Here is a 15,852-nt window from a genome sequence, read left to right as displayed (position 1 = left end):
GCAAATGATTGAAATCACCGTGAATGGTAATAAAGTAAAAGTACCCAAAGGAAGTAATCTTATACAGGCTACTAAACAAACAGGTTGTTTTATACCTCATTTTTGTTATCACAAAAAGTTGTCAGTCGCTGCAAACTGTCGTATGTGTTTAGTAGAGGTAGAAAAATCTCCTAAGGTTTTGCCTGCTTGTTCTACTATAGTTAATGAGGGTATGGTTGTATATACTGACTCTAAAAAAGTTAAAGAGGCACAAAATTCAGTAATAGAATTTTTACTTATTAACCATCCTTTGGATTGTCCAGTTTGTGATCAAGGTGGTGAATGTCAATTACAAGATTTATCTGTTGGTTATGGTAAAACTAAATCTCGTTACACAGAGAAGGAAAAAAGAATTGTTTTTCATAAAAACTTAGGTCCTTTAATATCTGCTGAGGAAATGAGTAGATGTATTCATTGTACTCGTTGTATACGTTTTGGGCAGGAAATTGCAGGTGTAATGGAATTAGGGATGCTTGGGCGCGGTGAAAAATCAGAGATTTCAACATTTTTAGGTAATTACGTAGAATCAGAGCTTTCTGGTAATATGATAGATTTGTGCCCTGTAGGAGCTTTAACATCAAAACCTTTTAGATTCAAGGCTCGTACTTGGGAGTTATCTAGAAGGAAGTCAATAAGTCCTCATGATAGTACAGGCACAAATTTAACAATGCAAATTAAAGATGATTATGTTGCTAGAGTTGTTCCTTTTGAGAATGAGTCTATTAATGAATGTTGGATTAGCGATAGAGATCGTTTTTCATATGAAGGATTAAATAGTTCGGATAGATTGTCTCATCCTTTGTTTAAGGATGTTAATGGCAATTGGGTTGAAATATCGTGGAATGATGCTTTAGATAAGGTTGTTAGTAATTTATTAAACATAAGCAATAAATATGGGCCAGAAGAGATAGGTGCTATAGCTTCTGAATATTCTACAGTTGAGGAATTCTATTTATTATCTAAGCTATTATCTAATTTGGGTTCAGATAATTTAGATTTTAGAACAAGAAAAAATGATTGTAACCTGGATAATGTTATAGAAGGTTATCCTTGGCTTGGCATGTCTTTTGAAGATATAGAAAAATTAGATGTTGTCTTGGTAGTAGGATCAAGACTTAGAAATGATCATCCATTATTAGCTCATAGATTACGTAAAGCAGCTAAATCTGGAGCCAAGGTGTTTTTAATTAATAGTTATCGAAGTGATGAGTATATTGATATTGCTGGACAATTAACTGTTGTTCCTTCAAAAATACATAGAGTTTTAGCAAAATTATCTGTTATTTTATTAAAATTAGAAAATAAACCTATTCCAAAGGAATTTGAATTTTTAGATTTGGATGAATTTGAACCTTTATTAAGTGTTATTGCTAAAGAATTTTTAGTTAAAAATAAAAAAACAGCTATATTAATAGGAAATATGGCCGTATCTCTTCCAAACTCTTCTAAGTTAATAGCTAATGCTGGTTATTTTGCTGATATTGTTAAATCAGATTTAGGTTTTTTGACTTACGGTGCTAATTGTATTGGTGGATATATTTCTGGTTTTTTCCCTAAAAAGAAGGAATGTAAATCCTCAATATTTGATAAACCATTAAAATCTTATTTGATTCTTCATTCTGATCCTTATTTGGATGTGGATAATGGAGCTAAGATTCTAGAAAATATACAAAAATCTGAATTTTCTGTTTCTTTTTCTTCGTATTTTTCTACCGCCAAAAATTGGGCTAATATTATTCTTCCAGTATCTCCTTTTAGTGAAACATCGGGAACATATATAAATTCTCAAGGTATGTCTCAAAGTTTTAAAGGTGTGGTAAAACCTTTGGGATTTAGTAGACCTGCTTGGAAAATTTTTTGTTCATTAGGTAGATTATTAAATTTTCCTGGTTTTGATTATACTTCTTCTGATTTAATAAAAGAGGTTTCATTACCTCCTAATTTTAAAACTAAACTTTCTAATAGAATCAATATTTCTTTTATAGGAATCGAAGATAATGTGAATTTATTTGAAAGAATTGCGGATGTCCCTATATATCGTTCTGATGCTATATTAAGAGCTTCTTGCTCTCTCCAGAGAACAAAAGCTTCAGAATTGCCTTCTTTAAGACTAAATACATTTACTTTAAATAAATTAAACTTATTATCTGGTGATGTTGTTAAGGTTTCTAGTAATTATGGTAGTGTTAAATTAACTGCTATCCATGATGAATTAGTTCCAGACAATGGTTTGTATATATCAGCAACTTTTGATAGTACCTCTGCTTTGGGCGGTTCTTTTGAGTTTCTAAATGTGGAGAAGTTAGAATGTTGAAATTAATTTCATCCATGAATAATTACTTAGCAAATCTTATGGGAGCTAATCTTGTAATGATTTTCTATACTTTTTTAAAAATATTAATTATTGTTTTCCCTGTAATATTATGTGTTGCATATCTAACATATTGGGAAAGAAAAATGATTGCTGCACTTCATGTAAGACTTGGACCAAGTAGAGTTGGTTATAATGGTTTGTTGCAGCCATTTGCTGATGTTATAAAGTTACTTACCAAAGAAATAGTATTACCTAGTGAGTCTAACAAGATATTATTTTTAATTGCTCCTGTAATTACTCTTATGCCTGCTTTAGCTGCTTGGGCTGTTATTCCTTTTGGTCCAGAGATGGTTCTTGCAGATATTAATGCTGGTCTTTTATATTTTATGTCTATAACATCAGTAGGTGTATACGGAACTATTATTGCTGGTTGGGCATCTAACTCAAAATATGCATTGTTAGGTGCATTAAGAGCATCTGCACAAATGATATCTTACGAATTGGCTATTGGTTTTATTTTAGTAACAATTGTTCTAGTTTCTAAAAGTTTGAATATTGGTGATATTATAAATATTCAGAATAATGGTTTTTTTGCTAATAAGGGTATTGCATTCTTATCTTGGAACTGGTTGCCTTTATTACCTTTGTTTATTATTTACATAATTTCAGCTGTAGCTGAAACTAATAGACATCCATTTGATGTTGTGGAAGGTGAGTCTGAGATTGTAGCAGGTCATATGGTTGAATATTCTGGAGTTGCCTTTGCCGCTTTTTTTCTTGCTGAATATGCAAATATGATTCTTTTGTCTTGTATGGCTTCTGTAATTTTCTTAGGTGGTTGGATTTCTCCATTAGGATTTGCTCCTTTCAATCTTGTACCAGGATGGATTTGGCTTGGTATAAAAACTTTTTTTATTGTTTCTTTGTTTATTTGGTTTAGAGCATCTTTCCCAAGATATAGATATGATCAAATAATGAGACTTGGTTGGAAAATATTTATTCCTATAACTGGTTTTTGGTTATTACTAGTAGCTTTTTGGGTAAAAAGTCCTTGGAATATATGGTATTAGTTTCTGAAATTAGAGGAATAAGATGAAATCTATAAAAATATTTTTAGATAGCCTTATGCTTGTTGAGTTTTTTAAAGGCATGTGTTTAACAGGTAAATATTTTTTTAAAAGTAAAACAACATTGATTTATCCTTATGAAAAAACACCTACATCTCCAAGGTTTAGAGGTTTGCATGCTTTAAGAAGATACCCAAATGGAGAAGAACGTTGTATAGCTTGTAAATTGTGTGAGGCAATTTGCCCATCAATGGCTATTAGTATAGAATCTGACGAGAGAGATGATGGTTCACGTCGTACAACAAGATATGATATTGATTTAACAAAATGTATTTTTTGTGGTTTTTGTGAGGAAAGTTGTCCTGTAGATTCTATAGTTGAAACTCATTTTTATGAATACCATGGGGAAAAAAGAGGTGATCTTTATTTTACAAAAGAGATGCTTTTAGCAATTGGTGATAAATATGAGTCAGATATTTCGTATAGAAAAACTAAAGATTCCTTTTATCGTTGAATATTTCAGGGTTATGAAATGAGTTTCGTTGATTTTATTTTCTTCTTTTTGTCTGTGATTTCCGTTTTATCTGCTATTTCTGTTATTACAGCTAATAATCCGGTAATGGCTGTTTTGCAATTAATTTCTGTTTTTCTAAATGTTTCCATGATATGGATGTTGTTAGGTGCTGAATTTTTATCTTTATTATTAGTTCTAGTTTATGTTGGCGCAGTGATGGTATTGTTTTTGTTTGTGGTGATGATGATTGACGTTAAATATACTAATGAATTTCTTGGAAAAAATATTACTCTTGCTTTTATTTTAGCGTTAGTTATAGTTTCAGAATCATTTATGGTATTATGGACCACTTGGAAAGGTGATAATTATAGCTCTATTATTAATAGTGATGTTTCTAATTCTTTTTTAATAGGTTCAGCTATGTACTCTAATTATATTATGGCTGTGGAATTAGGAGCAGTTATACTATTAGTAGGAATGATGTCTGCTATTGTTTTAGCCTTGCGATCTAGAAAAGATAATAAAACAAATGATTTGAATATGGCTTTAAAGGCTGATCCTAATAATAGAGTGCTTATGATTAAATTTCCTAAGAATATGAATAATTATTACATTATTAAAAAAGATTTAGTTTCCTCTAAAGAAGAGGAGAAATGATGTTAACTTTAGCTCATTGTCTTATTCTTAGTTCTATTATTTTTTCTATTGGAATGGTAGGTATTTTTATAAATAGGAATAATCTTATAGTACTATTAATGTCTATTGAATTAATGCTTTTATCTGTGAATTTTAATCTAGTATCATTTTCTAGATTTTCTAATGATATTTCAGGTCAAGTTTTTGTGTTCTTTATTATGACAGTAGCAGCTGCTGAAGTGGCTATAGGGTTAGCATTATTAGTTCTATTATTTAGAAGTTTAGGTGCTATAAGTTCAGATAAAATTAGTAGTCTTAAAGGATGATAGAGAGTAAAGAATGAATATTTTTTTGTCAAATCCTAATATTTTTTTTATTATAGCTTTTACTCCTTTGTTAGGATCTATATTGTCTGGATTATTTGGAACTAGTTTTTTGGGAAAGCCTATTTTTAATAAAAGTGCATCTCATACTATTACAATATCTAGCATTTTTATATCTTTTATTGGGTCTTTATGGGTCTTCTACCAAATAATTAGTGGTGAATATAGTTTTTGTGAAACACATTTATATACCTGGAGTTTCATAGGAGATGTTACGTTAGAGATTGGTTTTTTAATTGATTCTTTGTCATCAATAATGATGCTTATTATAACATCAGTATCTTTGATGGTTCATATATATACTATTGGTTATATGTCTGATGACAATGGATATCAGCGTTTTTTTTCTTATATTTCTTTATTTACATTCTCAATGTTAATGTTAGTAATGTCTAACAATATGTTGCAATTATTTTTTGGTTGGGAAGCTGTTGGATTGGTTTCTTATCTACTAATAGGATTTTGGTATAATAAACCTACTGCTATTTTAGCAAATATGAAAGCTTTTTTAGTTAATAGGGTTGGAGATTTTGGTTTTATATTAGGTATAGGTTTATTGTTCTCTTATACAAACACAATGAATTATCATGAGTTATTTTCTCAAGTTGATAGTTTAGTTGGTATATCTTTCTTTTATTGTAAATTTTTTTCTATTGATATTACACTTATTTCAGCAGCATGTTTGTGTTTATTCATAGGAGCTATGGGTAAATCAGCTCAAGTTCCATTACACGCATGGCTTCCTGATTCTATGGAAGGTCCTACTCCTATATCAGCTTTAATACACGCTGCTACAATGGTTACTGCTGGTATTTTTATGGTTGCACGGTTTTCAATTTTATTTGAGTTTTCGTCTTTTGTTTTATCTTTTATTATCATAGTTGGTTCTTTAGGTGCATTGTTTTTGGGTATTCTTGGTGTCATTCAGAATGATATAAAAAGAGTTATAGCTTATTCTACATTATCACAATTAGGATATATGACTGTTGCTTTAGGAATTTCTTCATATTCATTAGCAGTATTTCATTTAATGACACATGCTTTTTTTAAAGCTTTATTGTTTTTATGTGCTGGATCTGTAATATTAGGGATGCATCATGATCAAGACATACGAAACATGGGTGGACTATATAAATATATGCCTATAACTTGGATTACATTTCTTATAGGAACTTTGTCTTTAGTAGGAACTCCATTTTTTTCAGGTTTTTACTCAAAAGAACTTATTGTAGAAGCAACTAAACATAGTAATATTTTTGCTTCTAATATTGCTTATATAGTTTTGTTAAGTGGAATTTTTATAACTTCTTTGTATTCTTTTAGACTGTATTTTTTAGTTTTTCATGGTCCTTATAAAAAAACAGATAATGAGTTATCTGATGGTAAATTTGAAGTAAAAAATCTTCCTCATGAATCTTCTTTTGTTATAACAATACCTTTGTTGTTATTAGCTATTCCATCTATTTTTCTAGGATATGTTTTTGCTGACAACTTCTTATTTAATGGTTTTTTTAATGATGTTATTACAGTTAATAGTGAACATAACGCCATCAATAGAATAGAGAGTAATTGGCATGGATGTTTCAATTTTACTATGCATGCTTTTACATCAATACCATTCATATTGACTGTAAGTGGAGCTTTTATTGCTTGGTACATATGTTTATTTAATAATAATTTAATTCTTTTTATACAGAAACACTTTTATCTATTTTATAAAATTTTAGAAGAGAAATATTATTTTGATTATGTATATGAAGTAATATCTAAATCTGCTCGTTCTATTGGATTATTCTTATGGAATTTTATTGATAATGTTTTAATTGATGGTTTTATAGTTAATGGTTGTGCTAAATGTGTTTACTTTTTTTCAAAAATTAGTAGAAATATACAATCAGGATTTATTTACCACTATTCTCTTGCAATGACTATTGGTATAGTGTTTTTGGTAACATTTTTTGTGTTTATGCGATGATAACGATGCTTTCCTATATTTATATTCCTTGGCTTTCACTATCTATTTTTATGCCAATATTTTTTGGTCTTATGGTTTTATTTGCAGATAGATATTCTCAGAATTTTGCTAAGATTATATCTTTACTAGGGTCTGTATGTTCCTTTTTAATAACGTTAATTATTTATTCACTATTTGAACTGGAAAGTATATTTTTTCAATTTGAAGAGAAATATTCTTGGATTAAATCTTTTGATGTTACTTATCATTTAGGTATAGATGGAATATCTTTATGGTTTTTAATATTAAATTCTTTTATGACTATCATTGTTATAGTTTCTTCTTTGGATTCTAAAATTACTAAAGTATCACAGTATTTAGCTGCATTTCTTATTTTATCTGGGTTAATTAATGGAGTTTTTTCATCTTTAGATGGAATTCTATTTTATGTTTTTTTTGAAGCCACTTTAATTCCTATGTATTTGATAATAGGTATATGGGGAGGGCCAAATCGTTTTTATGCTGCTTTTAAATTCTTTCTGTATACTTTATTAGGGTCTTTATTGATGTTTGTTGCTTTTGTTTATCTAAGTAACATTTCTAATTCATTTGAAATTATTGACTGGCATTATGTGAAATTATCCTATATAGAGCAAATGATAATTTTTTTATCTTTTTTGATGGCTTTTGCTGTAAAAATTCCTATGTGGCCATTTCATACTTGGTTGCCAGATGCGCATGTAGAAGCTCCAACTGCAGGATCTATTATTTTAGCTTCTATTATGTTGAAGCTTGGAGCTTACGGATTAATTCGTTTTTCACTGCCTATAGTGCCTGATGCTTCTATATCACTATCAGGCATGATGGTAACTTTATCATTAATAGCTATTGTTTATATAGGTTTTGTTGCTATAGTTCAAAAAGATATGAAGAAGTTAGTAGCATATTCTTCGATTGCTCATATGGGGTTTGTTACTCTAGGAATATTCATATTTAATCAGGCTGGAGTAGAGGGTGCTATTATTCAAATGATTTCCCATGGTTTTGTTTCTGCAGCCATGTTTTTTTGTATAGGAGTATTATATGATAGAACACATTCTAGATTGATATCTGATTATGCTGGTTTAGTAAATAGGATGCCAACGTTTGTTACTTTTTTTGTGTTCTTTTCTATGGCCAATGCTGGATTGCCTGCTACTAGTGGTTTTGTAGGAGAGTTCTTTGTAATAATGGGATCAGTTCAATATAAATTTATAGTAGCTGTTTTAGCTTCTTTGTCATTAATTCTGAGCGCTTCTTATTCTTTATGGTTAGTGAAAAGAATTTCTTTTGGTGTTATTGAAAAGAATAGTATTTGTTCTGATTTATTAGATGTTAATACAAAAGAGTTTTTTATTTTGACAACTCTTGCATTAATAGTTTTATTTATGGGTGTTTATCCTAAAATATTTACAGATATTATTCACTTACCTATTAAAACATTGTTAGAACACTTATCTATTACAAAACTTTGAAATGAATATTATGGTACAGAACAATAATTTTATTTTTGCCCTTCCTGAAATAGTATTGCTTTTTTCAACTTTAATAATAATACTTTTAGATATTATTAAAAAAGATACTTTTGTTACTTTTATATCTAGTATTGTTACTTTATTTATATTGTCTTTATTATCAGTAATCCAATATAAATTGGCTATGTTTGGGCAGGCTTTTAATGGTTTGTTGATAGTAGATAATTTATCATATTGTTTTAAAATTTTACTTTATATTAGTATTATTTTTTCGTTTATATATAGTAAATCATATGTTAGAGATTTTGATATTATTTCTTCTGGTGGGGAATTTTACTCATTAACATTGTTATCATTACTTGGTCAAATGGTTATGGTATCTTCTGGGAATTTGATAACAATTTATTTGGGATTAGAGTTAATGTCTCTTCCTTTATATGCAATGATTGCCATGCGTAAGGATTATTATCAATCAATTGAGTCTTCTTTAAAGTATTTTATTTTAGGTTCTATTGCTTCTGCAATATTGTTATATGGATTTTCTTTGATTTATGGAGTTACTAGTTCTTTAGATATTGTTGAGATTTCTAAAGTTATTTCTGAAGCAAATGAAAGAAAAATTATTGTTTTTGGAATGATATTTATAATATCTGGATTAGCTTTTAAATTGGGAGTAGTGCCATTTCACATGTGGGTTCCAGATGTTTATCAAGGTTCACCTACTATTATTACTCTAATTATAAGTACAGTCCCTAAAATAGCTGCTTTTGTTGTAACAGTAAGACTTTTGTTTAATTGTTTTAGTAATTTATTTTTGGATTGGCAGCTGATTATTATAATATTTGCATTTTTATCTATTACTATTGGTAATCTTGCTGCCATTATGCAGAAGAGTTTTAAAAGAATGTTAGCCTACTCTACAATATCTCATATGGGTTTTATATTGTTAGGTTTGATTAATGTAGAAATTTTAGATTCTGGATTATTGTTATTAGGATATTCTTCTTCAGTTTTTTATATTATAAGTTATATTATTACTAATTTTCTTATTTTTGGTATATTGTTATATTTATCATATCCTAATTTTGATTGTGATAATTTGGATGATTTTAAAGGATTAAATAAAAAGGAACCAGTTCTTTCTTTGTTAATTCTTATATCAATGCTATCTTTAGCAGGATTGCCTCCCTTTGTCGGTTTTTATGCTAAATTTGCAGTTTTTCAGGTTCTAATAAATTCTAATCATTTATATATTGCTATATATTCGGTAATATTATCAGTTATTGGTGCTTTTTATTATCTTAGAATTATTAAAATTTTATATTTTGATTATAATGATAATTCTCCTTTTATTAATAAAAGAGATGCATATTCTACGTTTCAGAAAGCAGTGTTAATTTTTAATGGTGTGATTATTGTTATTATTAGTATTTTTCCTGAAATATTAATGAGCTTGTCTATTTTTATTAGTTCTTAGTTATAAATCAATTTTCTTTTAAGAAATGTAATATTCTAAAAAGCTCTTGAATTTTTAAGTTAAATTCTTTATTAGAATTAATTATAATTTTATTGTTTTTATGAATTTTTATATTTTTATTTGTTTGTGTTAATTTAAGAATATTTTCTAAATTAATATTTTCGTTATTATTTAAAGTTAGTATTATTTGTAATTCTTCTATAACTATTTTTATTATATGTATTTTTTCTGCTATTATCCTTAATCTATGTGTAATAATTAAGTTTTCTAGATGATTGGGTATTTTCCCGAATCTATCTTCTATTTCATTTTTTAATATAAATAAATCATCATCATTTTTTGCATGTGATAAACGTTTATATAAAGTTAGTCGTGTTGGTATATCAGAACAGTAGTCAGTAGGTATTAGAGCTGGAAGATTTAGATTAATATCGCAAGATATAAAATTATTGTCATTATTTATATTAACTTTTCCATTTTCTTTTAGTGATAAAATTGATCTTGATAAAATCTCATTATATAGAGAATAACCTATTTCTTGCATATTGCCAGATTGAGATTTCCCTAGAATTTCTCCTGTTCCTCTAATTTCCAAGTCATGAAGTGCCAAATAAAATCCAGATCCTAAATCATCCATAGTTTGTATTGCTTCTAATCTTCTTTTTGCTTGTGTTGTCATAGAGTCTTCTTCTGGTGTAAGTAGATATGCATATGCTTGGTGGTAAGAACGACCAACTCTACCTCTTAATTGATGAAGTTGTGCTAATCCAAAAGTATCAGCTCTATTAATAATAATTGTATTTGCATTGGGTATGTCAATACCAGTTTCTATTATTGTTGTACATAAAAGCACATCATAATTCTTGTTACAGAAATCTCTCATAATGTTTTCGAGATTTTTTTCTGGCATTTGACCATGAGCAATACCTATTCTTATATTTGGAAATATTTCTTCTAATAATATCTTTTTGTTATTTATTGTATTTATTTCGTTATGTAGGAAATATACTTGACCTCCACGTCTTATTTCTCTTTTTAGGGCTTCTTTAATAATGCTTTTATTTTGACGGTTTACTATTGTTTTAATTGGTAATCTCTTTTGTGGTGGTGTGGTGATAATAGAAAAATCTCTAATACCTTCTAGAGACATGCTAAGAGTACGAGGTATTGGTGTTGCTGTTAGAGATAGAAAATCAATATCTGGTCTTAAATTTTTAAAAATTTCTTTTTGTCTAACACCAAATCTATGTTCCTCATCTATTATAACTAATCCTAGATTCTTAAAATTAATATCTTTTGATAATAATTTATGTGTGCCTATAATTATATCTAAATTGCCATTATTTATATTATCAATAGTAAGATTATTTTCTTTACTGGAACGCATTCTTGATAGTTCAGCAATGTTAATTGGCCAATTAGAAAAACGTTTTGTAAAAGTTTGAGTGTGCTGTTCTGCTAATAATGTAGTAGGGCATAACATAATTACTTGTTTATTATTTGAAGCTGCTATAAAAGCTGCTCTCAATGCAACTTCTGTTTTTCCAAAACCTACATCTCCACAAACCAATCTATCCATTGGTTTGTCTGTGCTCATATCTTGAATTACAGATTTTATAGCTTCTGCTTGATCAGCTGTTTCTATAAAACCAAAATCGTCGATAAATTTATTATAATCTTCTTCATAAATATTAAATTTATATCCTTTTCTGATAGCTCTTTTTGAATAAATTTCTAACAGATCTGCAGCAGTATCATGTATTTGTTGAACTGCTTTTTTATATTTTTTACTCCATGATTCTGAACCTAGTTGATGTAGAGTAATTTCTTCTGAATTTATTCCAACATATCTAGATATTAAGTTGAGATTAGATATAGGGACATATAAAGTAGCATCTTTGGCATATTCGAGATGAAGAAATTCCATTTCATCTTTTCCAAAATTCATTGCTTTAAGCCCTTTATATATACCTATTCCATACTGAGAGTGAACAATATGATCTCCGATTTGTAGTTCTGAGATGTCATTGAAGTTGTGAGTTGTATTTTTTTTATAAATTTTTTGTTTTATAGGTTTATATTCATTACGTCTATTTGGGTATAAATCATTTTCTGTAATTACATTTAGATTGAGTGGTATACATTCAAAACCATAATTTATGGGAGCTATTGTTATCCCTACTTGTTCTTTAGAATCAATAAAATTTTTTATTGATTTATAACTCTTGATTTCTAAAGATAAGTATGTTGTTAACATATTTAAAATTGTTGTTTGAGTATTATTTGAATACACACATATTATAGTTTTATTATTATTTAGCTTTAGTAGTTTCCCCAATTGTTCAATAGGATTGGGTATATCTTTTCTTATTGATACATCTATATTTTTTTTAAATTCATTGTTTTCTTTTTTATTTATAGACAAATGGTTATAATTCTTTAGTTTTTCAAGAAATTCTTCCTGTTTTAGAAAAAGTTTTTCAGGATGAAGTATAGGATTTTCTATATCATGTTTTAAAAAATTATAACGATCATAAACATCTTTATTGAATAGTTCTATTGAATAAATAATATTTTCTAACGTTATGAATAAACAATTTTTAGGTAAATATTCAAAAATAGTGGTTGTTTTTTCAAAAAATAAAGGCAAGTAATATTCTATTCCAGGAAAGGAGTTAGAGTTGCTTATGTTTTTATATATATCATATTTAGAAGGATCTCCATTAAAATATTCTCTAAAATTTGAACGAAAATAACTAATAGAGTTTTCATTATATGGAAATTCTTTTCCAGGTAATATTTTAATTTCATCAACATATCCAGTACTACATTGAGTATTTATATCAAATGATCTGATCGAATCAATCAGATCATCTAATAAATCTAATCTATATGCAGTTGTAGATCCCATAGGGAATATATCTATAATTCCTCCTCGTATACAAAACTCACCATAATCTTTAACTTGAGGAACATGTTTGTAATTAGCTATACTTAGTTGATTAAACAATTCTTTTTCGTCAAGCTTATCATTTTTCTTAAAAACAAAACTATAAGAAGCAATAAATTCTGGTGGTATCGTACGATTTATAACTGTATTAATAGATATAGTTAAAATATCAATTTTGTTTTTTAGCAATTCGTAGAATGTTTTTAAGCGTTCTGAAATTATACTTTGATTAGGAGAGAAAGAATCATAAGGTAAAGTTTCCCATTCTGGCATAGTAACTATATTTTTTTCAGGGCATATTATTTTGATTTCTTCAGATATTTTTTGCGCTTCTAAATAATTGTTAGTAATTACAACTATGGGTGAATATAGTTTTTGTTCTTCTATATTACCTATTAAAAAAGAAAGTCCAGATCCATATGGTTTACCATATGAATATTTTTTGTAATTATTTATATTAGATAATATTTTTTTGGTTATATGCACGATTCTTAACATTCATTATTAGTTTACGTTCTTATGTTTCTTATGACATGCTGTATATTATATCAAAGCAACGAATACAAATTGCATAAAAAGATTAATGTTTTTTATGTTAGTACTCTATATGGAAATTAAATATTGATAGTAGATATAATATATGTAGTCTTTTTCAACATATTGCTTTATGTATCACCAATATTGATATCGAATTGCCTTGATAGTTATTAGAGTTTACAAATATAATTTAATAATTATATATTCTCATAAAGAGATATATCAGATAGAAATAAAGTATGATTGCTAACAATTTAATTGTTAACTATTATGATGTTTAGTATAAGTTTTTTAAACTTTTTAAGTGTTATTGTGAATAGTGGTTGTATGTTGGCAACAATTCATTTAAATATTATTGATCCGTTGGTTTTTATATTAAATATAAAAATATAAATGGCATTATAAATTATAATGCCATTTATATGATAGTTTATAGTTTGAATTCGTCAAACTACAAAGTTCTGTATTTTTACAATGTGTCTCCACCTGGCTTGCGATTGCATGGACATAATTCTTCTGTTTGGAATCCATCTAATAATCTTAAGATTTCTTCAGGATTGCGTCCAACTTTCAAATTATTTACAGATACATGTTGAATGACATTATCAGGATCTATAATAAATGTAGCACGTAGAGCGACTCCAGCGCTTTTATCTCTTATTCCAAGTTGATCAATTAGAGATCCTGTTATATCTGCAAATTGATAGTGATTTAATTTTCTAAGACCAGGATGTTCTCTGCGCCATGCTAATTTAACAAATTCATTATCTACAGATCCACCCATGAGAATTGCATCTCTATCTTCGAAATCTTTTGAAATCTTATCGAATCCCATTATTTCTGTAGGACATACAAATGTAAAATCTTTAGGATAAAAATATATTACTTTCCATTTTCCAGGAAACGAGCTTTCTGTAATTTCTTCAAATGCAGAAACTCCATTTTCTTCATGTTGAGTAAATCCAGGTTTAACTCCCGTTATTTTAAAAGATTCTAGTTCTTCACCAACTGTTTTCATAAATATCTCCTATGTATTAAGATGAATAGTAACCACTAAAGGATCTAATATTATAGTGTTATAACATTGAATAATTTAATAATAACTTATTTGGTCTTATTATAAATACTATTTCAGTATATTCTAACATTTTTAATTATAATAATATTTTTTATAGATTATTCTTCTCATATAACAATCAAAATCATGTATCAAAAAATAAGTAATTTATTAGCAATAGAATCTTCATTAGATGAGTGTAGTATTTCTTTAATATCATTTGATAATCAAGGCTTTGTTAAAATGTCGTTCTCTTCAGAGTTTGATAAAGATAAATTGCCATCTGAATATTTATTGCCATCTATTGATAATCTTTTAGAAAAAGCAGATATACAAAAAAAAGAATTGAATATTGTAGCTTTTGGGAAAGGTCCTGGTAAGTTTACAGGTATTAGATTGGCTTGTGCCACTTCAAAAGCAATTGGTATGAGTTTGAATATTCCAATAATAGCAGTTGACTCTCTTTTTTCTATGGCTATCAAAGCCAAAAAAGATTTAATTGAAGGTAATTATATTATAATTGCTGCTTCTGATGCAAAAATGAACGAGCTTTACTTATCTGCTTACTTAGTAAATTCTTGTTTAGTTGAGTTTCATCGATTTAATCAAATATTACAATCACCAATACTCATATCTGCTGAGGATATATCTTTATGGTTATCTTATTATATAAATAAATGGCTATTATATTATATTGATGTTAAATTTATACTAGTTGGTAATGCGTGGGATATATATAATATCCTTCCAAAAATTCCTGAGAAATTTTATAATTTCTTCTATTGTTCTATGGTTAAAAATCCAGATTCTTTAGTCTTATCATATGTTGCTAAGGATTTATTTCTGAAAGAAGATTATCATGGATATGATATTGAGCCATTGTATATTAGGAATAAAGTCGCATTTACCACAAAAGAACTTCTTCTAAATAAAGGTGGTAATCCTAAAGTGAGTTCTTTTCTATCTAAAGCTGAAATAAGAAAGATGATGGTTTCTGATATAGAAAATATTCTTCTTTTGGAGTCTCAAATTCAAATTCCATCATGGAGTTATGCTAATTACTTAGATTCTATTAATTCTGGTTATTGTTCATATATAATGCAATACGAAGATTATATATTGGGTTTTTTTATAATGATGTTTGCTCCAGATATTAGTCATTTGTTGCGCATAGCAGTAAATAGTAATAATCAAAGAATGGGAGTAGGATCTAAATTAATAAATTCTTGCGTTATGATTTCCACTGAAAATAATCTTAATAGTTTATTAGTGGAAGTAGGATCAAGTAATTCAAAAGCTATTAATTTTTACAGAAAACATAACTTTCTTGATATAGGCATTAGAAAAAATTATTATGTTTTAAGTAATCATAAAACAGATGACGCCATTGTAATGAAAAAATATTTTTAA

11 protein-coding genes are annotated in these 15,852 nt (G+C 27.7%); 9 read left to right on the top strand and 2 right to left on the bottom strand.

Annotation, left to right across the window (positions count from 1 at the left end; translation table 11 throughout):
- Positions 1 to 4: 4 nt before the first annotated feature.
- The 8 genes from nuoG to nuoN are packed head-to-tail and all read left to right on the top strand — an operon-like array spanning position 5 to position 9,898.
- Entirely contained in the window at positions 5 to 2,353 is a 2,349-nt protein-coding gene (nuoG, locus tag CDSE_RS02600; RefSeq protein WP_041186268.1) for an NADH-quinone oxidoreductase subunit NuoG, read from the top strand.
- 14 nt (positions 2,354 to 2,367) lie between these two features.
- Positions 2,368 to 3,423 carry an NADH-quinone oxidoreductase subunit NuoH gene (gene nuoH / locus CDSE_RS02595; protein WP_015396456.1) on the top strand — a complete coding sequence of 352 codons (1,056 nt, stop codon included), beginning with the start codon at positions 2,368 to 2,370 and terminating at the stop codon, positions 3,421 to 3,423.
- Between the two features lie 22 nt (positions 3,424 to 3,445).
- Entirely contained in the window at positions 3,446 to 3,934 is a 489-nt protein-coding gene (gene nuoI / locus CDSE_RS02590; RefSeq protein ID WP_015396455.1) for an NADH-quinone oxidoreductase subunit NuoI, read from the top strand.
- Positions 3,935 to 3,952: 18 nt separating this feature from the next.
- The gene (locus tag CDSE_RS02585) at positions 3,953 to 4,591 is read left to right on the top strand and encodes an NADH-quinone oxidoreductase subunit J (RefSeq protein ID WP_015396454.1); all 639 of its coding nucleotides are present in this window, start codon (positions 3,953 to 3,955) and stop codon (positions 4,589 to 4,591) included.
- Positions 4,588 to 4,896: an NADH-quinone oxidoreductase subunit NuoK gene (nuoK, locus tag CDSE_RS02580; protein ID WP_200858820.1), complete on the top strand. Its 309-nt coding sequence runs from the start codon at positions 4,588 to 4,590 to the stop codon at positions 4,894 to 4,896. The genes CDSE_RS02585 and nuoK overlap by 4 nt, the downstream gene beginning before the upstream one ends.
- A gap of 13 nt (positions 4,897 to 4,909) precedes the next feature.
- Positions 4,910 to 6,928, top strand: coding sequence for an NADH-quinone oxidoreductase subunit L (gene nuoL, locus CDSE_RS02575; protein ID WP_015396452.1), 2,019 nt, complete (start codon positions 4,910 to 4,912; stop codon positions 6,926 to 6,928).
- A 5-nt stretch (positions 6,929 to 6,933) separates the two neighbouring features.
- Positions 6,934 to 8,421, top strand: coding sequence for a complex I subunit 4 family protein (locus CDSE_RS02570; RefSeq protein WP_015396451.1), 1,488 nt, complete (start codon positions 6,934 to 6,936; stop codon positions 8,419 to 8,421).
- A 1-nt stretch (position 8,422) separates the two neighbouring features.
- On the top strand, positions 8,423 to 9,898 hold the full coding sequence (gene nuoN / locus CDSE_RS02565; protein ID WP_015396450.1) for an NADH-quinone oxidoreductase subunit NuoN: 1,476 nt from the start codon (positions 8,423 to 8,425) through the stop codon (positions 9,896 to 9,898).
- Between the two features lie 7 nt (positions 9,899 to 9,905).
- Here the strand turns inward: nuoN and mfd are convergent, their stop codons facing one another.
- Both mfd and CDSE_RS02555 read right to left on the bottom strand, forming a co-directional pair.
- Positions 9,906 to 13,334, bottom strand: a complete 3,429-nt coding sequence (gene mfd / locus CDSE_RS02560; RefSeq protein WP_235043903.1) for a transcription-repair coupling factor — start codon at positions 13,332 to 13,334, stop codon at positions 9,906 to 9,908.
- 520 nt (positions 13,335 to 13,854) lie between these two features.
- On the bottom strand, positions 13,855 to 14,403 hold the full coding sequence (locus tag CDSE_RS02555; protein ID WP_015396448.1) for a peroxiredoxin: 549 nt from the start codon (positions 14,401 to 14,403) through the stop codon (positions 13,855 to 13,857).
- Between the two features lie 186 nt (positions 14,404 to 14,589).
- On the opposite strand from CDSE_RS02555, the gene CDSE_RS02550 reads away from it, so the two are divergent.
- On the top strand, positions 14,590 to 15,852 hold the full coding sequence (locus tag CDSE_RS02550; protein WP_015396447.1) for a bifunctional tRNA (adenosine(37)-N6)-threonylcarbamoyltransferase complex dimerization subunit type 1 TsaB/ribosomal protein alanine acetyltransferase RimI: 1,263 nt from the start codon (positions 14,590 to 14,592) through the stop codon (positions 15,850 to 15,852).

This window comes from Candidatus Kinetoplastibacterium desouzaii TCC079E, from assembly GCF_000340795.1.
GTDB lineage: Bacteria > Pseudomonadota > Gammaproteobacteria > Burkholderiales > Burkholderiaceae_B > Kinetoplastidibacterium > Kinetoplastidibacterium desouzai.
The sequence above is the reverse complement of the archived record's forward strand: the minus strand, read 5'-3'. Positions and strand labels throughout refer to the sequence as shown.

What these genes read in the sequence shown, in the direction of transcription:
- nuoL (WP_015396452.1), top strand. Translation starts at nt 4,910, where the DNA reads ATGAATATTTTTTTGTCAAATCCTAATATTTTTTTTATTATAGCTTTT.
- nuoG (WP_041186268.1), top strand. Translation starts at nt 5, where the DNA reads ATGATTGAAATCACCGTGAATGGTAATAAAGTAAAAGTACCCAAAGGA.
- nuoI (WP_015396455.1), top strand. Translation starts at nt 3,446, where the DNA reads ATGAAATCTATAAAAATATTTTTAGATAGCCTTATGCTTGTTGAGTTT.
- CDSE_RS02550 (WP_015396447.1), top strand. Translation starts at nt 14,590, where the DNA reads ATGTATCAAAAAATAAGTAATTTATTAGCAATAGAATCTTCATTAGAT.
- CDSE_RS02555 (WP_015396448.1), bottom strand. Translation starts at nt 14,403, where the DNA reads ATGAAAACAGTTGGTGAAGAACTAGAATCTTTTAAAATAACGGGAGTT.
- CDSE_RS02585 (WP_015396454.1), top strand. Translation starts at nt 3,953, where the DNA reads ATGAGTTTCGTTGATTTTATTTTCTTCTTTTTGTCTGTGATTTCCGTT.
- nuoN (WP_015396450.1), top strand. Translation starts at nt 8,423, where the DNA reads ATGAATATTATGGTACAGAACAATAATTTTATTTTTGCCCTTCCTGAA.
- nuoK (WP_200858820.1), top strand. Translation starts at nt 4,588, where the DNA reads ATGATGTTAACTTTAGCTCATTGTCTTATTCTTAGTTCTATTATTTTT.
- nuoH (WP_015396456.1), top strand. Translation starts at nt 2,368, where the DNA reads ATGAATAATTACTTAGCAAATCTTATGGGAGCTAATCTTGTAATGATT.
- CDSE_RS02570 (WP_015396451.1), top strand. Translation starts at nt 6,934, where the DNA reads ATGCTTTCCTATATTTATATTCCTTGGCTTTCACTATCTATTTTTATG.